Source organism: Pseudomonas sp. JL23, from assembly GCF_056933585.1.
The window spans coordinates 1291491-1312647 of sequence record NZ_CM167795.1 but is presented as its reverse complement, the minus strand read 5'-3'; the positions used below and the strand labels follow the sequence as shown (position 1 = coordinate 1312647).

Here is a 21157-nt window from a genome sequence, read left to right as displayed (position 1 = left end):
ATGAACACGCCATGACGGACGACCGTCATGCAGCACCACCCATAGCGGGACGGCCCGCTTCCCATAGCGAGACCAACGATGATTGGTCTGCGGGGGTTATGCCATGTTCGACAAACTGCTGATTGCCAATCGCGGCGCCATTGCCTGCCGCATCCTGCGCACCCTGCGCGAGCTCAAGGTTCAGGGCGTTGCAGTGTATTCCGAAGCCGACGCCGCCAGCCTGCATCTGCTCCAGGCCGACGAAGCCCATAGCCTGGGCGAAGGCGCCGCAGCGGGCACTTACCTGGCGGTGGACAAAATCCTTGCCATCGCCAAGGCCACGGGCGCCAGGGCCATTCATCCCGGCTACGGTTTTCTCTCGGAAAACGCCGCCTTTGCCCAGGCCTGCGAAGACGTCGGCATCGCCTTCGTCGGCCCGACGCCCGAGCAACTGCGGGTGTTCGGCCTCAAGCACACCGCCCGCGCCCTGGCCAAGGCCCACGGCGTGCCGATGCTTGAAGGCACCGAACTGCTCGACAGCCTGGCCGACGCCCTGACGGCCGCCCAAGCCATCGGCTACCCGGTGATGCTCAAGAGCACCGCAGGCGGTGGCGGCATCGGCATGCGCGTGTGCCGCGACGCCGACGAGTTGAGTGAATCCTTCGAAGCGGTCAAGCGCCTGGGCCAGAACAACTTCAGCGACGCAGGCGTGTTCATCGAGAAATACATTCAGCGCGCCCGCCATCTGGAAGTACAGGTGTTCGGCGACGGCCGGGGTGAGGTCATCGCCCTCGGCGTGCGCGATTGCTCGGTGCAGCGGCGCAACCAGAAAGTGCTCGAAGAAACCCCGGCACCCAACCTGCCTGAAGGCATGGGCGAAGCGCTGTGCGCGGCGGCGATCAAGCTGGCCAAGGCGGTCAGCTACCGCAGCGCCGGAACCGTGGAATTCGTCTTCGACAGCGATGATCAGCGTTTCTACTTCCTTGAAGTGAATACCCGCCTGCAGGTGGAACACGGTGTTACCGAGCAGGTCTGGGGCGTCGATCTGGTCAGTTGGATGGTGCAACTGGCCGCCGGTGACCTGCCGCCTTTGCAGCAACTCAGAGCCGGGTTGCAACCCAGTGGCCACGCCATTCAGGCACGGTTGTACGCGGAAGATCCGGGCAAGGATTTCCAGCCAAGCCCCGGCCTGCTGACCGCCGTCGAATTCGCCCCGGCAGACGGCAAACACCTGCGCATCGATACCTGGGTCGAGGCCGGTTGCGAGATCCCGCCGTTTTTCGATCCGATGATCGCCAAGGTCATCAGTTGGGCGCCAACCCGAGAGCAGGCGCGCCTGGATCTCGGCAAAGCCCTGCACGACAGCCGCCTGTATGGCGTGGAAACCAACCGCGACTACCTGCGGCAGATCCTCGATGATCAGCCCTTCGCCAACGGCCAGCCGTGGACCCGCTGCCTGGAAGGGCTGATCTATCAGGCCAGTACCTTCGAAGTGCTCAGCGGTGGTACCCAGACCAGCGTGCAGGACTACCCTGGCCGCCTCGGCTACTGGGCGGTCGGTGTACCGCCGTCCGGGCCGATGGACAGTCGCGCCCTGCGCCAAGGCAACCGTCTGCTGGGTAACGCCGAGGGTTGCGCCGCACTGGAAATCACCATGAGCGGCCCACTGCTGCGCTTCAATTGCGACGCCGTGGTGGCCGTGACTGGCGCAACCATCGAGCTGACGCTGGAGGGACAACCCCAGGCCATGAACACGGCCCTGCTGATCCCGGCCGGTGCAACCCTGGCTTTGGGCAGCATCAGCGGCGCCGGAGCGCGCAGCTACCTGTGCCTGCGCGGCGGTCTCGACGTACCGGATTATCTGGGCAGCAAAAGCACCTTCACCCTCGGTCAGTTCGGTGGTCATGGCGGTCGTGCCCTGCGTGCAGGCGACGTACTGCATATTCAGCCACTGCTTGAGCGTAGCGCCGGGCAGAGTATCCCTGCCGAGCAGCTCGAAGACCTCGCCGAGGTACGCAGCATCCGGGTGATCTACGGCCCTCATGGCGCGCCTGAATACTTCACCGAGGCCTACATCGCCACTTTCTTCGCCACGCGATGGGAAGTGCACTTCAACTCCAGCCGCACCGGCGTGCGCCTGATCGGCCCGAAACCGGAATGGGTCCGCGCGGACGGCGGCGAAGCCGGGTTGCACCCCTCGAACATCCATGACAACCCCTACGCCATCGGCGCCGTGGACTTCACCGGCGACATGCCCGTGATCCTCGGCCCGGACGGCCCGAGCCTGGGCGGGTTCGTCTGCCCGGTGACCATTATCGAGGCCGACCTGTGGCAGCTCGGCCAGCTCAAGGCCGGGGATAAAGTGCAGTTTTGCGCGGTAAGTGTTGCCGAGGCGCGCAGTTTTTTTGCAGACACCGCAGTACCTGGTGGGACTGGCTTAGGTGGGACCGGCTTTAGCCGGGAAAACAATGGAACAGGCGATAGAAATACATCGACCACACCTATGCCTTCCCGGCTGAAGCCGGTCCCACAAAACCTGGTCTCACCTATCGTTCTGGATATAGGTTCAAACGACACCCGCCTCGTCGCCCGCCTCTGCGGCGACACCCACCTGCTGCTGGAAATCGGCGCGCCGGAGCTGGATCTGGTCCTGCGCTTTCGCGGCCATGCTCTGATGCAGGCGCTGGAAGCCAAGGCCCTGGCCGGGGTGATCGACCTGACGCCGGGCATTCGCTCGTTGCAAGTGCATTACCAACCCGAACAACTGCCGTTGGCCGAGCTGCTGGCCATCGTCAGCGGCGAATGGGACGCAGTGTGTGCCAGTCGCAATCTGGAAGTACCCTCGCGCATCGTTCACTTGCCGTTATCCTGGGACGATCCGGCCTGCCAGTTGGCCATCGAGAAATACATGACCACCGTGCGCAAGGACGCGCCGTGGTGCCCGAGCAACCTGGAGTTCATCCGTCGCATCAACGACCTGCCCAACCTCGATGAAGTGCAACGTACGGTATTCGAGGCCAGCTATCTGGTAATGGGCCTGGGTGACGTCTACCTCGGTGCGCCGGTAGCCACCCCGCTGGACCCACGCCATCGCCTGGTAACCACCAAGTACAACCCGGCGCGCACCTGGACCGCAGAAAACTCCGTGGGCATCGGTGGCGCCTATATGTGCGTTTACGGCATGGAAGGCCCCGGCGGCTATCAGTTCGTCGGTCGCACCCTGCAGATGTGGAATCGCTACCGCGCCGTCGCCGCATTCGATGGCAAACCCTGGCTGCTGCGCTTCTTCGACCAGATCCGCTTCTACCCGGTCAGCGCCGAAGAGCTGCTGCGCATCCGCCGGGACTTCCCCCTCGGGCGCTACCCGCTGTCCATCGAGCACAGCACCCTCAACCTTGCCGATTATCAAGACTTCCTCAGCACTGAAGCCCCAGGCATCGCCGCCTTTCGCCAGCAACAGCAGGCGGCGTTTCATGCCGAGCGCGAACGCTGGATCGCCAACGGCCAGGCGGATTTTGTCAGCGAAGAAGGGGTTGCACCTGCCGCCGACGAGGCGCCACTTGCCGCGGGTCAGCACGGCGTTGAAAGCCCGATTGCCGGCAACCTCTGGCAAGTACAGGTCGAGGCCGGGCAGCGGGTCGCGGTGGGCGATGTGCTGGTGATTCTGGAGTCGATGAAGATGGAAATCCCGGTACTGGCCTCCATGGCCGGTGTGGTCCGGGAAATCCGGGTGCAACCCGGTTCGGCGGTGCGTGCCGGGCAACGGGTCGTCGTACTCGACAGCGAATGACACGGATTACTTCTTATGACTTTTCAACGGAATTTTGCCATGAGCCATGACTTGCCCAACCTGCAACTGGATACCGTGCGCGCCGCCTACCGGTCCGGCGAGCTGACCCCGCGTCAGTTGATCCTGGCCCTGCAGGAAAAAGCCGCAGCGCTGAACCCTGAGTACCACCTGTTTATCTACCTGCTCAGCCCCGCCGAGCTGGAGCCTTATCTCAAGGCACTGGAAGGCAAAAGCATCGATGATCTGCCGCTGTTCGGCGTGCCGTTCTCGATCAAGGACAACATCGACCTGGCCGGTATTCCTACAACCGCCGCGTGCCCGGCCTACGCCTACACGCCAGAACGGTCGGCCACCGTGGTCGAGCGCCTGCTCGCCCTGGGTGCAATCCCAATGGGCAAGACCAACCTCGATCAGTTCGCCACCGGCCTCAACGGCAGCCGCTCGCCCTACGGCGCATGCCCCAACAGCGTGCTCAAGGACTACCCGTCGGGCGGCTCCAGCGCCGGCTCGTCCCTGGCCGTAGCTCTGCAAGTCAGCAGCTTTGCCCTAGGCACCGACACCGCCGGCTCCGGACGCGTGCCCGCCGCGCTGAACAATCTGGTGGGCATGAAGACCAGTGTTGGCCTGATCTCCACCGGCGGCGTGGTCCCGGCCTGCCGCACCCTGGATTGCGTCACAACCTTTACCGCAACCGCAAGGGAAGCCAGCCAGCTTCTGGGCTTGACGGCGCAACCCGACCCGCGTGACGCCTACAGCCGGAGCAACCCGCTGTGGAACGCACCGTCAGCCTTCGGTGCACCCAAGCCGTTTCGCTTTGGCGTACCTCGTGATGAAGACCTGGAGTTTTTCGGTTGCACCGAAGGGCCACAACTATTTGCCGACGCCATCGCCCACTTAACTGCCCTCGGTGGCGAGGCCGTGCCCCTCGATCTGTCGCCGTTCCTCGAAGCCGCACGGCTGTTATACGAAGGCCCGTGGGTTTGCGAGCGCTACAGCGTGGCCGGTGAGTTGATGGAAAAAAATCCCGACGCCGTGTTGCCGGTGATCCGTGCGGTACTGGCCAAAGCCCCAAGCGTGACCGGGGTCGCCACCTTCCGTGCGCAATACCGTTTGCAGGAACTCAAGGCCATCTGCGACAAGGCCCTGCAAAGCCTGGATTGCGTCATCACCCCAAGCATCGGCCGCCCGGTCAGCTCCGCCGAACTGCAAGCCGAGCCTGTGCTGCGCAACTCGGAACTGGGCTACTACACCAACTTCGTCAACCTGCTGGATTACGCCGCCGTCGCCGTCCCTGGCGGCTTCATGGCCAACGGCCTGCCCTGGGGCGTGACCCTGTTCGGTCGGGTCTTCACCGATCAATACCTGCTCAGTCTGGCCGACGCCCTGCAACGCCAGACTGCCTTGCCGTTGATTGGCGGACAGGCAATCACGCTGAACAAACCGGCGACCGGCGCGCAGCATGACAGGGCTCGGCTGGTGGTCTGTGGCGCGCATCTGGATGGTTTGGCGCTGAACTGGCAACTCAAACAGCGTGGCGCCCGCCTGCTGGAAAGCACCCTCAGCTCACCCGACTATCAGCTGTATGCCCTGGCAGGCGGCCCGCCGCTGCGTCCTGGCATGGTCCGGGTCGATCAGGGCGGCGTCGCCATTGCCGTGGAAGTCTGGGAACTACCGAGCAGCGAACTGGGTTCGTTCCTCACCGGTATTCCTGCGCCACTGGGGCTGGGCAAGGTGCAACTGGCCGACGGCCGCTGGGAAACCGGCTTTATCTGCGAACCCTACGGCCTGCAAGGTGCAACCGATATCAGCCACCTGGGCGGCTGGCGTGCTTACCTGCAACAGCGCTGAGTCCTACGCGGCGCGTCCTTGGGCGCGCCGAACAAAATACATAATTAGCCTTTTTCGTGCGTGTCGAGCGCCATAGTTCAGGACCATTTCTCACCGTCATCGGCCACCATGCAAGAACACTGGAAACCCACGCCCAAGGATCGGGCACTGCACCTGCTTGGCGAACACAGCCTTGAACTCGACCCGCGGATCGACCCGTCAACCGCCCAAGGCCCAAGCACCGACGCACTTGACCCGGATCAGTTGCGCGCCCTGCAACGACTCAAATCCCTGCGCAAAAGCCCCGGTTTCAAGCTGATCGCCCACTCAGTGCTGTTCCTGCAGGCCTGGCAACTGGACATGGATTACCCACCGTCCCTGCGCGCCTATGTGCGCAAACGCCTGCGGCACATGCTCGAAGACCACAGCCCTGACTCCCCCTCGCCCGACGACACCCACATCACCTTCATCACTGAGGACGATCCGGCTATCAGCACCGACGGCAGCGAACAGTTCAGCCTGCGCCTGTCCCTGACCGAACTGGGCATGACCTGTTTCGACACGCCCAGCTTCGTCGCCCTGACCCGTTGCCCGGTCGAAACCGAAGACTTATCTCCTGCAATTCCTGGCCTGCCCGCCTCAAAACTGATCGAACTGCTGCGCGACAACACCTGGCAGGCCGACTATGAAACGTGCTTCCAGAACTTCTGGAACCACCATGAAAAGACCTACCGCGCGTTAAGCAAACTGGCATTTCTCGATCAACTGGCCCGCCAGCTCGCACGCAAAAGGATCAGTCGCGACGGTTACCTGCTGGCCCTGGATGCCATGGGCCTGAACAGCTTCCCGACCTCACCCGCCTGCCTGACCGAAGTCGCCCGCGGGCAATTGGCCGAACTGCACATGTTGTCGGTGAACGGCACTCCGGTGCCGGGCCTCTTCCAACTCAGGTCGAAAAACACCTCCCACTGCTTCATTCATGTACTTGGCAGCAAGAGCGTCATCGAATACATCAGCGACGACCCCAGGCAGATGGCCGCAAGGCTGCTTGAAGCCCTGCGAGCGGCACGCGGTCTCGTACCTCTGCCAGATGACTCAGCCATCACCGAATACCGCGCGACCCTTGTGCAGGGTGATCTGTTCGATAACCTGAGCCGCCTGCAGAAACAACGCTCACTCACAGAAGACAGCGGTGATTCCCTGGAACCGCCGAGCAGCGTCGAACTGCTCAGGCCCATCAAGCGCAGCATGGCTCTGATCAGCGCCGTCGATCTGTGGAATGTGCAGCCGGATATTCTCAGGCATCTTCCCGCTGTACAGCGCAGCGCCGCCAAGGCCATGCGCAGCGCCCTGTTTGATCGCTACGGCCTGCTGCTCAACCCCTATCATGTCTTTATCCGTTATCTGCCGGGCACCTCGACCACACCCCTTGGCAACGCGCGCCTGCCAAGCAACTTCGTGTATGTCCCCGATACCAAACCCATCAGCCTGGGCAGGGCGCTGATCAACAATTACCGGGTCGAACAACCCCTGGGCTACCTCGACAACGGCGGGCGCAGCGTGGTTTACCTCGACGCCACCGGCAAAGGTGAATGGGCGGCCGAGCGCGCCCTGTCGATCAGCCCCGAGGCCATAGAAGACACGGTCAAGAGCGTCGACTTTCTTGCCTTGATGTCCGCACAGGTCATTCACTTCTGGGAGCAGCACAAAGACAGTATCGAGCAGGCATTTCAGGCAGGACTTGTCGCCCAGGCGGTCATCGCACTCAAACGTGGCAATCTCACCCGCAGCGGATTCGACACAGTGGTCCAAGCCCTCGCAGGCAACGAAAGGGCGCAGTGGCAGGCACTAGGGTTCAACGTCTTCAGCCTGTTGTTTGAAGGCGTCGAACGGCAATACTGCGCCGGGTTGCTGGTTCTTGAAGAGCACGACAAACCGCGCAGAATTCTCTATCAGGCAGGCAGTGCCAAGGCGTTCATGGAATTCCAGAGCCCTGCACAACTTGTCGATCATCTACGCAGCAGTGCGGCGGACGAACAATGGCGGCAGTCGGTACTCGACTACATTCCCGCCCGCCATCACACACGCCTCGATTACCTGCTGAGGATATGGGGCGGTGTGCAGCCCTGCGACGATGCCGTCTCACTGCTCAGGCCCTGGGCCGAGGGTATCTACAACCCCGATGTGCGGGACGCCAAGGCGTACAAGCTGTATGAAACCACCCTTATTGATTCGCCCTTTGCCTTCATGCATCGGACGCTGAGGGACAACCAGTTGCAAGAAGCGCAGACGCAGATCGTTACGTCACGAGAATTGTCCCTGCGCTACTGGACCCGTCACCTCAGCCACCTGCAACTGTTGCTCGCGCCCATGTCGCTGCTGCTGACTCCAGTAGCGCTCGCGTCCCTGGCGATAGAGGTCGGGCTGCTGTCGCTGCATGCTGCTTCGGCTGCCCTGCCCGGCTATCGCGGCTCGGAAAAACAACAGGCGATATTGGCCGCACTGAGTCTGGGTTTACTGGACTTGTCACCGGCAACACCACGGCTGCTGCAAGCGCTAAGAAGGTTGCACCGGGCACCCGGCAGAACCTCCGTGGCACCGGCTTTAACCCGCAGATCACCCTCCCGGCTAAAGCCGGTCCTACAGAAAAACACCGACGAGCCCATTAGCCAGATTGAGAAGGGTGGCTTCACCGCCATCCTCAATCACTGGACGCACCCGCGCCGAACCCGCCTGGAGCGCTTCTTCCACACTGACAGCCTGCTCAAGAGCTGGACAGTTCCGGGCAATCCGTCCATACGGCGCTTGCCGGTAAAAGTCTGGAAGCTGGGGCGAAAATTTCTGCTCTGGACCTCAAACAAGCACCAGGCCACGACCCTGCTGGTCAGCACCCACGGTTACTACCTGCCCTGGAGCCGCACCGTCGCGCTGCCCAATGGCACTCATGTCTACACCTATGCGCCTCATGGTTCTGCCCTGGTCGACCCGGTCCTGCGTCAAGTCGCTCACCGCCGGATAAGGGCCTATGCGATTTCCAACAGTGCAGGCAATACGCCCTCGTCACTGCCACCGCTGGTCCTGACCGACAAAATGATGGCCGGCACAGCAAAGTCCGGCCATATGAAAAACTACGTCCTGGCGAAGTTTCAGGGCCGTTGGGAAACCTACGATGACATCAGTGATGTTGTCAGCAGCACCCATCAATCGCCGTTCAAAGGCCAGTTGCCAGCTACGCCGACGGATGTGCTGACAGTCAGAAACCGCTTCGGCATGACGGCGCCTGATCTGGAAGAGCTGTTCACGCTGCTGTTCGACAAAGGCATCCATTACGACAAGATCCTGCTGGTGCACTGCCGTTGTTCAGCGCTCGACACGCTGCTCAAGCAAGGACCGTCCTACACTGCGCCAAATCTGCCACCTCGGGTCATTCCATGATCTGGCAGGAATGCCGCCCATTATCGGATGTCATACGAAATATCGATCAACCGATAAGAAATGAGATGGCGCGAGGCGGTAGCGACGAGCTAGCATTCGCCCCTTCAAAAATGCTCACAACACCGGGTCCGTCATGCCTTTTCGCTCCTCGATCACATCACAACGCTCATTGATGCTGACGTTGCTGATTCTCCTGGGAAGCGGCTTCATGGCGACTTCGCTGCTCAGCTACAACGCTTCCCGCGACTCGATCCGCAACAACATCGTTAACACCGAGCTGCCGCTGACCTCCGATACCGTGTACTCGGAGATTCAGAAGGACCTGGTGCGGCCGGTGCTGATCTCCTCGATGATGGCACGAGACACCTTCATGCGTGACTGGGTGGTCAACGGCGAAAAAGACACCGACCAGATGACCCGCTATCTCAAGGAGGTCATGGATCATTACGGCGCCTACACCTCGTTCTTCGTCTCCAACGCCAGCCTGACCTACTACCAGGCCAAGGGCGTGCTGAAAAAGATCAGCGCCACCGAACCCCGGGACACCTGGTACTACCGCGTACGCGACATGGCCGCGCCTTATGAAATCAACGTCGACCCGGACATGGCCAACAAGGACAGCCTGACTTTTTTCATCAACTACAAGGTCATGGACTACAACGACAACTTCATCGGCGCCGCCGGTGTCGGTCTGACCGTGGATGCGGTGATCAAGCTGATCGACCGCTACCAACAGCGTTATCAGCGCAGCGTCTTCTTCGTCGACAATTTCGGCCGCCTGGTCCTCACCGGCGAAGAAGGCGGCCCCCAGGGCGCGACAGTGGGTCAGTCAATCTACCGACTGCCGGACATGCAGGACCTCAAGGACAAACTGCCCAAGCCCATCGGCGGCAGCTATGAGTATGAAAGTCAGGGCCAGAGCCATTTTCTCAATGTGCGCTACATCCCCGAGCTCAACTGGTATCTGTTTGTCGACAAGCGCGAAGACGGCGCGCTCACCGCAGTGCGGCAATCGTTGTACCTGAACCTGCTGATCTGCCTGATCGTGACTGGTGTGGTGATGTTGCTGCTGCACCGCATCGTGCGCCGCTTCCAGTTCAAGATCGCAACCCAGGCTACCCTCGACAGCCTTACCGGACTGCCCAACCGGCGCGGCTTCGACGTCATGGCCATGCGTGCGCTCAAGCAGGCGCAACGGGACGGCAAGCCACTGACCGCCGTGCTGCTCGACCTCGACAACTTCAAACAGTTGAACGATACCCATGGACATCTGGCGGGTGATGCCGTGTTGATGGGCTTTGCCGATGACCTGAAGAGCTGCCTGCGCCAGTCCGACATCATCTGTCGCTGGGGCGGCGAGGAATTCATCATCCTGCTCAAGGACAGCGACCGTGAAGGCGCCCGCCGGGTGGCAGAAAGTATTCGCGTGCTGGTCGAGCACCATGCCTACGCCTTCTCCGGCAGCACCCTGAACGTCACCGTCAGCCTGGGCCTGGCCCAGCTGCAAGCCGACGACAGCCTGCAAAGCCTGATCGCCCGCGCTGACAGAGCGCTGTACCATGCCAAGCAGAGCGGACGTAACCGCGTCAGCGACGATATTGCGCAACTGGCATGAGCACTCAAACGAGCCCTCCATCGAAGACCCCACAGAACTGCCCGGTCTGCGGTTTCAGCAACAGCTGCACCCTGGCCGACCCACGCACGGTGGCACAGCCCTGCTGGTGCTTTTCAGTCAGTATCGAGCCTGAGCGACTGGCCAGACTGCCCGCCGATCTGCGTGACAAAGCCTGCCTGTGCCCACGCTGCGCCGGCGTAGAGCAAGTCGCCGCACCGGTTGTCGAATAGCCCGATGCGCCTTGACCGCTTCCTCAGCAATCTGCCGCACATCAATCGTAAGGACGTGCGCCTGGCATTGGCCACCGGGCGTGTGCAGGTCGACGGGCAGCCCGTCAACAATCCTCATCACGAAGTGCGTGAGTTCAGTAGCGTTCAGCTCGATGGTGAAACCCTGCAAGCCGCAAAGGCCGCCCGCTACTTCATGCTGCACAAGCCCCAGGGTTGCGTCAGCGCCACCCGCGACCCTGTGCACCCCACCGTGCTCGACCTGCTCAACGAGCTGGATAAGGACGAACTGCACATCGCCGGGCGTCTGGACTTCAACACCACCGGGCTGATGCTGATCACCAACGACGGCCAGTGGTCGCGCCGCCTGACCCAACCCCAGACCAAACTGCCCAAGGTCTACTACGTCGAAACCGAGCAGGTGATCGATGAGCGCTACGTAGAAAAATTCGCCGAAGGGTTCTACTTTGCCTTCGAAAATCTCACCACCCAGCCTGCGCAACTGACCCTGCTCGGACCGTCCGTCGCCCGGCTGAGCATCGTCGAAGGACGCTACCACCAGGTCAAACGCATGTTCGGCCACTTCGACAACAAGGTCCTGCGCCTGCACCGCGAAAGCATGGGCCCACTGCTGCTGGACCCCGTGCTAGAGCCCGGGCAGTACCGAGCCCTGCACGCCGCAGAAATCCTGCTGGTCTGACGACTGGTGACCGCCCGGCAGAACGCGGCGGACAATGTACGAACGGCACTTGCGGGTTTGCAGTCCGACTGCTTGAATCCAATCGTCGGTCTCCATGTGACCGATGAGTCATGAGCACATTCTAAGAAATCCTTTTGCCACCCGAGACCCGGTCCGGATGGCAAATCGCCCGCCAATAACAATACCTGTCGGACAGCTTGTTCCGGATCGACACAGGGCCATTCCCAGGCGCATGCCTACCTGTCACGAAAAACCGTGCAATTTCGGTTGCGCGCTAATCCGTCCACGTCAGGAGACATACGATATGAGGCCAGAAATTTCTGTGCTTGATATACAGGGCCAGTTCCGGGTCTACACGGAGTTTTATCGCGCAGAGGCGGCGGAGAAGACCATTGTCATGGTCAATGGGTCATTGGCCACGACCGCATCCTTTGCCCAGACCGTCCGCAACCTGCATCCGCAATTCAACGTCGTGCTGTACGACCAACCCTATGCGGGCAAATCCAAGGCCCACAACCTGCACGAAAAGCCGCTGACCAAAGAAATGGAAGGCCAGATCCTGCTGGAACTGATCGACCACTTCGCCGCCGAACATGTGATGTCCTTTTCCTGGGGCGGCGCCGCCACCCTGGTCGCCCTGGCGAATCGCCCACGGCGTATCGAAAAGGCAGTGATCAGCTCGTTCTCGCCGGTGATCAACGAACACATGCGCGACTACCTCGAGCGTGGCGTGAAACACCTGGGCGCGCGGGATCGTTTTGAGGTAGGCAACCTGGTCAATGACACCATCGGCAAGCACCTGCCCTCATTGTTCAAGCGCTTCAACTACCGGCATGTAAGCAGCCTGGACCTGCACGAGTACGACCAGATGCACTTCCATATCAGCGAAGTCCTGACCCTCAATGAAAGCAACTACCTGAGCACCGCCAGCAACATCAACGTGCCGGTAATGTTCATGAACGGTGAGTGGGACGAATACACCGCCGCCCAGGACGCCCGATTGTTCGGGCAATGCGTGCAGAAGAGCACCTTCAGCACCATCCAGAGCACCGGCCACTTCCTCGACATGGAACACAAAGCTGCCTGCCGCGACTCACGCAACGCGGTACTGGACTTCCTTAAGACCGATCAACCCGGCAGCCAGCCAAGCCGCCACCGCCTCCATCAACCTCAGGAGCAACATGCATTTGCACTCTGAATCAACCGCCCGACCGAGCACCGGAATCATTCGCCAACGAGCCACCCAAGGCACTTGGCGAATGACTTCCGCGCGGAGGCGCCGATCAGGAGAGCGAAATTATCGCTTCAATTAACCGGCCGCTTCTGGTACAAAGTCAGCCGCTCAAAGCGGGTGTCGTATAATGGCATTACTCCAGCTTCCCAAGCTGATAACGAGGGTTCTTATTGGACACCCCCCGTTGGTGCACCGTGAAACGCGTAATGCGGGTATAGTTTAGTGGCAAAACGAAAGCTTCCCAAGCTTTAGTTGAGGGTTCGATTCCCTCTACCCGCTCCACCTTTCCTCCAGTGTTTTCGGGCATTTCAGCTCATCTCCTCTCTAATTTTCTCCTGTAAGAACCAGTTCACAGACGGCATTCCTAACGTCGCTAAAACCCTGAAAAGATCAAAAATTGGTGCACCGTCGGTTCTTTCTAATCTGACGCTTCGACAGATCACCCCCTCCTTGTAGTTATTCAATAAACGCCTAAAGGCTAAAGCCGCCTTCGTGGACAGTGGATAGGGGGTGAAAGGCATTGCCACCTCCCCCCTGCCGAAACCAAAAAGCCAGCCGCAGCAGATTCTCAATCGACCTTCACCTGGGCAGCCTTCTTTTCGCGCTCACGTTGACGAAATCGTTTCACAAAGCTGCCGTCGATCAGATCATCGACCTCCAACTCAAGTGCGCAATTGACCAGAGAAGCGGTTGAGTTATTCGACATCGAGAATGTATTCGGAATGAATCCGGATCGCCTCACTCTGTTGTCATCAAGAGCGGCCTCAAATGCTCTAAGGAAATCTGACAAGCCAGGGCGACGCGCATCAGTCGCTGCACTAGCAGCTAAAGAACGTGCGACTGTGGTTGCAGCTTGCGCATTGACTCCGATCGTCGAAACGACCTCGCTTATCGATGGCCAATATTTAAGATCATACTGATATGTTAGATTTTCCAGCTTACCTTCCACATGAGAAGAAAAGAGACCGTTATTCTCAGCGGCATCTCTTACAACATCAATAACATGGTAATAGGTATTGCTCCGAAAGCTAGATATTTCTTGAACCTCTGTTCGGCGAGAAATCAAATCGGAGAGTAGCTTTGAGGCCTCTGTAATTCGAATATTCAATTCAGTGAGTTCATCTCTGTCTTGGCGAGCATCTTTAATCTTTTCGGGATTCAATGAATAAACCGTTATGTTCAGCACATCGAAAAACGACTTGAGAGCTCTAGAATCCTCACCCAGCGACTCGTACAACTCAATGTAGACGTCAGCAAGCTCACTGGTTCTGGCGAGCAAACCTTCAATGCGCCTATTGATGGTGCTCCAGATCCCCTTCTCTACGTTGCTTTGATAGTCTTTACGAAGAATTCCTTCACATGACTCGATTGCTGCAGCGCGACTGCTACTGTCCATTTTATGCACCTGACGTATGGGATGGGTGAATGATAAGGGCTCCGTTGCCAAACGTCGGTACCTATCAGCAAATTTTTCACCGTGTTACAGGTACTCAAACCAAGAGCCTCATCCAACAATCCCATTCGCAATACCATCAGTCTGTTCACACCCTCAGGCAGCTACCGGTCAACAAGCCGCCCAGTCTCTCTGTCCAAATAACTCCTTATGCAACTAACCGCACCGAAAGTCAGCGACGAAAGGAGCCATTTCTTTACAAGTGCGTAAAGTTTATTTGCCGGAACATGGGTAGCGGATTGCAACTCTTTCAGTAACACTTAACCCACTCTGCACAGGTAAACAAAATGAACGTGGCAACCCCCTCCCCCGTCGACGACCTGCTCAATCCTAGCGAAACCGCGTCACGCCCGGTCAGGATTCTCGCGGCAGCAGGCAGGATGTTCATCGAGCATGGCTACGAGGGAGCGAGCATGGAGGATATCGCCAAAGCGGCAGCGGTCACCCGCCAGACCTTGTACAACCGGTACCCTGAAGGCAAGGAGTCGCTCTTCGTCGCCGTGGCGGAGCGGATGTGGAAGGCTTTCACAATCATGGATGTCGCAAACGATGAGCACGCACTGACCGATCCAAGGAAAGGACTCAGGCAGATCGCTACCGAGTTCGCTTGCTTCTGGTCTGGCCCGTCAGCAGCCGACTTCCTGCGCATGGTGATATTGGAGGGTCGACGCTTCCCCATGCTCGCTGACCGCTTTGACGAGGTTATCCAGGCGCCGGCTATGACCGTCATCAGCGATTACCTGGCTGAGCTGGCACGTCGCGGTATCCTGGCAGTTCAAGAGCCTGAGATCGCCGCTCGCGACTTCATGGGAATGATTGACGGTCGTGTTCTGTGGGCACAGGTGAGAGGGAACAGCGAACCGCTCGCCCGCGAAGAGATCGAGCAGATCGTAGACCGCACAGTGGACGTTTTCTTGAGATCACTCCGGCACTGAACTGAAGAACTCTCCATCCTGGTCAGGCGATTGGAGCCAGCCACTAGAACGAGATTAACACGGCCCCATAAGCGAGAGGCCCTCCCTCTGACCAACCCCGCCGCTAGCAAGCCGGCGATTGAGCGGATTGCTGCTCCCTGTTTAGCTCTCGTTGGGCGACGCTGACGAGGCAATGCTCAATGAACTGAAGCTCCTGACTGAGCTCAAAACCTCGATCCTCCAAAGCCTTCAGCCCGTCCTGGTGCGCCTTTTGAATCTCTTCCGGTGCCCTGGCCAGGCCTGCCAGCTTTCTGCGCCCCCTTTCGATTTTTTCGTTCACTTCGGCGAGGTACTTCTCACCGGACTCCTTTTTTCTTGCCGTGAACAGCTGGCATTCCAGAAAACGGACGGCATCGTAGATTTTCAAGACCTCGCTGCTGGTCTTCGAGTGCACGAAGTTCAGGCTGCCCTCATCGAAAGCATGGTGTTCTTGATTCTGACCGCCCCAGTTCACCAGATCATTCTTGATAAAGTCGAAATGTGATCGATCGTAGTCAATGAAGGGCTCCACCAACGTGAAGGTGTGCTCCAAACTGACCTGAAGGTACATGCTTTTTTTAAGCTGAGACTTGTTGAAGTTCGCGGTGACCTTGACACCATTCTCGATGCAGAACTCAAGCACCATCGACTCAAACCAGATGCGGCAGTAAAGCAGCGCCTGGCGGACGTCAAAGACCGACAACGCCACATGCACCTTCTTCTGGAAGCCACCTGCGTGATCGATGACCACGATGCCCTTGTTCGTATAGCTGAGCACCTGGCTCGTATGCTGCTCACACTGGGGATGGCGATCGGCAATGATGCAAAAACGCTCCCAGAAGAGACGATCATGGGTGGTGACCACCATCTGAATTCGACGCAGGTAGCCATCACTGAAAAACAGATCGATGATGTTGGATCGGTGATCCGTATCGATCGCGTTGACGACGTCGTCGAAGACGATGAGTGGAAAATTGTTTTTCTCGGCCATTGCCAAGAGGATAGATAAACCCAGTGCCCTCAGATGGCCCTCACTGAGTACTGCAAATGCATCGAGTGAGGATCCGTCCACATTGGTGATCTTGATCCGATAGTTGTCAGTGAGCTTCTCAAAGCTCAACGTCTCTACCTGCTCATGGTCATCGTCGTGGTTATTGATCGCTCGATAGTACTCGGCTGCCTTGGCTTCGATCCCGGTGATACGAGCTTTTTCCAACGCCAGCTTGTATTCCATAAGGTCTTGATAAAGCGTCCGGTATTCGACCTCAAGATCCTTCATCAACTGGTTGAAATGGCTATTGTCGACGACATCATTGAGAAGGATGATCTTCTGCTCTGCCAGGCGCACCGCCTGATCGTTGACGGTTTTGAATCCGGCAAGCGCGCGAGTTTTGCCGTCGAAATGCCGTTTCAGCGACTCATCAGTCACCTTCAGTCGTGCCACCATCGCATCGAGACGAGCGGCCTGAGCTTCTGCCTGGTCAACCTCTTTGAGCCTGCGATTACATGCGCGCAGGTAGACCTCAACGTCTTCCGAACCGTCAGCCCAGAAACTCAGGAGGGCGCCGAGAACAGACGGTGCCACTCCTGAACGGTCTGTAGCGATATGAAACTCCGCGAGCGCAGCCTCCAACTCATCCATTTTCAACGGGCACGGGACATCGGCATATGCGTTGCTTTTTACTGCACTAATCGCTGTAGAGATCCTTGAAGCCCAAAGGGCAATCCGGGCGTCATTTCTTTGCTTGGCATGCTTTAAGGACTCAAGAGCACCCAGCGCTTTGATCTGATCACGAGCCCTTTCGAATGGGTTCACGGCGACTTTGCTGAGCGGGGTTAGACAGGCTGGGCAATTTTCTCCCGACTGCAACTGCTCAATAGCTTCAAGCGCCTCAAAGACCGCGCGATAGTTAACGTCACTGGCCTTCAGCAGGAACGACTTCTCGATCACCGCTCTGCGGTTGAGCAACCTCTTGGCGATTGCACATACACGCCCTACCTGCTTCAACGGGATAACGACAGGGGCCTTGGCCGCCCGCAAGCGCGCAGCGCCACGGATATGCATTTCTATCGTATTACGCAGCCGTACGACCTTAGGGCGAATCTCAAAATCCTGGTCTGGCCTGAGCCCCAGCAACTGGCAGATTGCAGAGATCGCGTTGTGAAGATCCGTCCGATGCTTGTGCCGCAGCGGACTCAGGCCCATCCGGGTCTGCTCCAGGGCCGCAAGAGCCTCGGATTGGTCGGGACGCATGAAAGCTTTCAGCGTGAAACTTTCAGGACGGACGAAACGAGAGATGACTTCTTGGAGTTCTTCCAACCCAAACAAGGTGGCAAGGACGTCACTTTCGCCACTGCCTGTGTCCTTGGAACCCAGCAACGAAAACTCCTGAAGACGGTTCCGGTCGATGAAACAGCCCGACCAGCTAATGCTTGGAATGACTTTAAGCTTATCCTCTCCCATAAGCATAAGCTGGGGCTTCGACTCACCCCTTGCGATGTACTCTCTAACCTTGGTCTTGCGCCTGGCAGCTTCTTTGATATCCCCGGTCGTGGTGATCTCCAACGCCTCGCACAGGGAAGATTTTCCGCCACCGTTGGGCGCATAGAAGATGTTTTTCAGCTTACTGAATCGGATCAAGGTGCCTTTGTCGTCAGCACCAAACGCCCCAAAACCTCGAAAGTTTTTCACGCGCAGGTAATCCAACGCACCTAGACCAGACGGCGGTATCTGATCGAGTTCTGGCCTACTGTCCAGCACCTTTTTGAAACGCGCAGCAATGCGTTGGTAGTTGCGACCCAGCAACTGATCAGAGGCAGCCGTTATATGCGCTTTGATGTGGTCGGAGTAGCGCCCCTTGCTTAGGTTCGCTTGGTACATACACCAGAGAAGCGCGAGGTAAGCGTCGGTACGCCCTTCAAGGTTGTGCCTCGCAAAGCTCAAAAGATACTGACTCATCGTGCCTCCTCCCTGGTGCAGATCAGCGTATCTGGACCGCAATCACAATGCCATGACCACATAACGATCTGAGACCTGGAGAGCCCGGGATAAGCAATCGCACCAGGTGCGGCGGCTTGATCGGTTCTCTGTGCGCATGATAAGTTCTGCACATCGATTTACCTGGATCGAGCGGTCGGCCTGCATAGCCTTTGCGCGTTAGGTGTTTCTCCCCCGTATTCGCACGCACTTCGACAATAGTCAGCGGGCAGCCGACACCGCGACGTATTGGAGATTTGCCATGCGCGTCCCGATCTACCCAGACGATCTACTTCCCCAGGCAGCATTCAAAAGACTCGCGAAAAACATTCAGAAGAGGTGGCCAGGCCAGTCTGCCATCACGCTGTCTCGTGCGAGAGAAGTCCTGTCGGTCGGGCTCGGATATGCCGACTACAGAGAAGTCCGTCACTCGTCCATCACCTGCAGTCCAGAGGCACAGACGCCTTCTGAAGCGGACGTATACGTGGGCATTGCCTCTGCACTGTCCACCCTTCTTGAATCAGCAGCTGACAGTTCTGTCCAACCGAGAGCGTTGGAATCATTCGTCAGAACTCTTCCATTGAAGGCTCTCAGCACTTTCAAAGTGGCCAAGGGAGAGGCCCGATTGCTCAGTCCCAAGACAGCAAAAACCGACATCACACAGGATCAGCCGAGCCCGGTGAATGTCAGAGCTCACGACCGGGTACGCTCGGCCTCCATGGCCGCGACTATCCGCGTGAAAAAAGCCAAGAACCTCGAAAGCCCGCTGCGTTCGATGAGCGAAGACGAAATTAACGGTATGAGAAGGGTTGTCGAGGACTCAGCTAATCTTCGCGACCAGTGCATCTTTGCAATGCTGGAGTCCGGAATTCGCGGGAACGTCTTCCTGGGCGCGAAGGTTTCTGAAGTGACAGATCTCGTTGTTGAAAGTCAATTCACAGCGGTGGTCATGAAAAGTGGGCTACCGCTATTCGCTAACAAAGCGGAGGTTTTCAAACGCTATGTTAGCTCCCGAAATCTCTCCCCCACCGACTATCTCTTCCCGTCAAAACTTGACCCTAAGCACCCCATGCCTTCATGGGAATTGTTGATGATTTTTAGATCTTGGGAAAAGAAGGCGCAGTTGCCACCTGCTCAACGCACACCGCACAGCCTGCGCACTGGCTTCATCAAAAAACTCATGCTGGACGTCTCATCGCGGCCTTCAGCCTTTGACCTGATACAAGCGCAGATCGGGCACACATTCCCTTGGATGACACATTATTACGCCCAGCCTGAGGTGGCACCTTTGCAGCCGTCAGCGAAGATGAAACCTGAGGACGACTGACCAGACTGCATGTCCAAGCCCTGCCCTGCCTTAACGTGCAGGCGGGGCCCTGGCCGCTTCATAGGCACAGCGCCCATGATTATCGCTTGATCCTGCTCAACAGTCGTAGCTACCAGTCATTGTTAGCGGCCTCCTCGGCTTTAAGCGCGTCATCGCGCAACGACTGTTTACGATCGTCGTAGTCCACACCTTTGATCGAGTGATGGATCAGGCTCCCTGGCACATACTCAATACGCGGGGCATCCGAGGGCACAGGCCCCAAGATGGTGTGAACGCCATTGAACTGCCACATCATCGATTTCGGGGCACAGGCCACATGTGAGAACAAGACGATGTTGCTACCTGCGGAGTTCTGCACTGACTTGAAGATCAAGCCATCCATTTTGGGTTTGCAATAGGTGTACAGGTACTCGGCGATGACTTGCGAGATCAGATAGTTTCTCTCCGAGCCTGGCAACACGGGAGTGGTGATCTCGTCGTGCAGATATGTCAGAAAATTACGCCTACCCATCTTCTGAAAGGATTTGGGCTCGAAGAAGCTCGGCTTCGGCCCAAGGTCGGCTTTTTCAAACCTGCCGAAGTCCAGCACCTTCACCTCGTTGTTCAACCGGAACTCACCGCTCACCACAGTGCCTCCCACGGGAGGACGCAATTCGGCCATGCATGTTTTTCGATCAAAGGCGCCGTAGAACGCTGGCACACCCGCTGGGTTCATCCGCCCCTCCCCGGCTCTTTCTTTGGGCGGGGCTGCGAGATTGCGAGCAGGGTCAGCAGTAATTTCGCAGACGCTATCTGCGGTCATACAGGTGCGAGCGCGAAAGATCGGCGGAGCATTCTCTGGCGTCAGTACACGCACCACGGCATGCTCATCTGATGAGGCTGAATACTTGTCCAAACCTTCGAAGACCCAATCTAGGAAAGTCTTCGCACTCTCGTTGAAAAAGCGATTACCGTGCTTCATCCCCTCCTGAAATTTGCCCCACTCGTGGCCAAGGTCATCGGCCCTGAAAGGCGATTTCTGGTAGTTCAAGTCCCGGGAGTAGGCCGTCAGATTGCTGCACACCGCGCCCACAATGGGTTCGGCAATTTCACAAGTTAAAATTTCGCTGACCCAGTGCTCGATACTCTCATCTGACTGACCGTTAGTGACACCTGCGCTGTTCCAGTAGCACCAGGGTTCGCCCTGGTAGATGTACTTGTCCAGAATCTCTTCTGCCAAGGCGACGATCTCGGCGAGCGGTATGCACTTGCGCGTTGATTCACACAGGTCGCACGAAGTGGAGGTTCCACTGCGCTGGATTTTCCGACTCAGATAAGGATCGATCACGCATTTGAAACAGACATCAGATTTCACGGCCATGGAGGTCTCAACATATCTTCGAATAAGGTCGGCAAAGCACAGGCGCAGGTGGGGGCGTGGAATGATCGCCGAAGATCAGATGGGTACCAACGCCTGATTTGCACAAACTATTCCCCCGAGTGTCCAACAGCAAAGCAAGAACACAACGCCAGCCCAATCAAGCATGACCAGCCCACGAAGCCAAAAGGGCAGACATCCTCAGCTCGGTTAATCGACCAGTCAGCCCACGACCGTGCCGGTAGAGTTACAATCCACGATACAAGCTCCTGACGCCAAGCTG

Annotated in this window: 12 protein-coding genes and 1 tRNA gene; 10 read left to right on the top strand and 3 right to left on the bottom strand. The window is 58.2% G+C overall.

From position 1 onward, the window contains the following. The first annotated feature begins 103 nt into the window (after nucleotides 1-103). The 8 genes from uca (at nucleotide 104) to AC1Z24_RS06075 (ending at nucleotide 13089) form a co-directional block, all read left to right on the top strand. Nucleotides 104-3769: an urea carboxylase gene (gene uca, locus AC1Z24_RS06110; RefSeq protein WP_483744937.1), complete on the top strand. Its 3666-nt coding sequence runs from the start codon at nucleotides 104-106 to the stop codon at nucleotides 3767-3769. A gap of 39 nt (nucleotides 3770-3808) precedes the next feature. Continuing rightward, nucleotides 3809-5617, top strand: coding sequence for an allophanate hydrolase (gene atzF, locus AC1Z24_RS06105; protein WP_483744936.1), 1809 nt, complete (start codon nucleotides 3809-3811; stop codon nucleotides 5615-5617). Between the two features lie 108 nt (nucleotides 5618-5725). Next, entirely contained in the window at nucleotides 5726-9031 is a 3306-nt protein-coding gene (locus AC1Z24_RS06100) for a dermonecrotic toxin domain-containing protein (RefSeq protein WP_483744935.1), read from the top strand. Nucleotides 9032-9164: 133 nt separating this feature from the next. After that, a complete protein-coding gene (locus AC1Z24_RS06095) occupies nucleotides 9165-10646 on the top strand; it encodes a sensor domain-containing diguanylate cyclase (RefSeq protein ID WP_483744934.1) in 1482 nt (493 codons plus the stop codon). Next, complete coding sequence (locus AC1Z24_RS06090; RefSeq protein WP_483744933.1) at nucleotides 10643-10876, top strand: cysteine-rich CWC family protein; 234 nt, start codon at nucleotides 10643-10645, stop codon at nucleotides 10874-10876. Before AC1Z24_RS06095 ends, AC1Z24_RS06090 begins: the two co-directional genes overlap by 4 nt. 4 nt (nucleotides 10877-10880) lie before the next feature. Next, the gene (locus AC1Z24_RS06085) at nucleotides 10881-11573 is read left to right on the top strand and encodes a pseudouridine synthase (RefSeq protein ID WP_483744932.1); all 693 of its coding nucleotides are present in this window, start codon (nucleotides 10881-10883) and stop codon (nucleotides 11571-11573) included. 304 nt (nucleotides 11574-11877) lie between these two features. Next, a complete protein-coding gene (locus tag AC1Z24_RS06080; protein ID WP_483744931.1) occupies nucleotides 11878-12771 on the top strand; it encodes an alpha/beta fold hydrolase in 894 nt (297 codons plus the stop codon). A gap of 244 nt (nucleotides 12772-13015) precedes the next feature. Continuing rightward, nucleotides 13016-13089 (top strand) — tRNA-Gly (locus tag AC1Z24_RS06075). A 286-nt stretch (nucleotides 13090-13375) separates the two neighbouring features. Here AC1Z24_RS06075 and AC1Z24_RS06070 read toward each other — a convergent pair. Continuing rightward, nucleotides 13376-14203 carry a hypothetical protein gene (locus AC1Z24_RS06070; protein WP_483744930.1) on the bottom strand — a complete coding sequence of 276 codons (828 nt, stop codon included), beginning with the start codon at nucleotides 14201-14203 and terminating at the stop codon, nucleotides 13376-13378. A 344-nt stretch (nucleotides 14204-14547) separates the two neighbouring features. Between AC1Z24_RS06070 and AC1Z24_RS06065 the strand changes: the two genes are divergently transcribed. Next, complete coding sequence (locus tag AC1Z24_RS06065; RefSeq protein WP_483744929.1) at nucleotides 14548-15195, top strand: TetR/AcrR family transcriptional regulator; 648 nt, start codon at nucleotides 14548-14550, stop codon at nucleotides 15193-15195. Nucleotides 15196-15298: 103 nt separating this feature from the next. Here AC1Z24_RS06065 and AC1Z24_RS06060 read toward each other — a convergent pair whose 3' ends face one another. Then, complete coding sequence (locus tag AC1Z24_RS06060) at nucleotides 15299-18172, bottom strand: AAA family ATPase (RefSeq protein WP_483744928.1); 2874 nt, start codon at nucleotides 18170-18172, stop codon at nucleotides 15299-15301. A gap of 280 nt (nucleotides 18173-18452) precedes the next feature. On the opposite strand from AC1Z24_RS06060, the gene AC1Z24_RS06055 reads away from it, so the two are divergent. After that, nucleotides 18453-19517, top strand: a complete 1065-nt coding sequence (locus AC1Z24_RS06055) for a tyrosine-type recombinase/integrase (RefSeq protein WP_483744927.1) — start codon at nucleotides 18453-18455, stop codon at nucleotides 19515-19517. Nucleotides 19518-19626: 109 nt separating this feature from the next. Here the strand turns inward: AC1Z24_RS06055 and AC1Z24_RS06050 are convergent, their stop codons facing one another. After that, nucleotides 19627-20877, bottom strand: coding sequence for an RES family NAD+ phosphorylase (locus tag AC1Z24_RS06050; RefSeq protein WP_483744926.1), 1251 nt, complete (start codon nucleotides 20875-20877; stop codon nucleotides 19627-19629). Nucleotides 20878-21157: the final 280 nt, after the last annotated feature.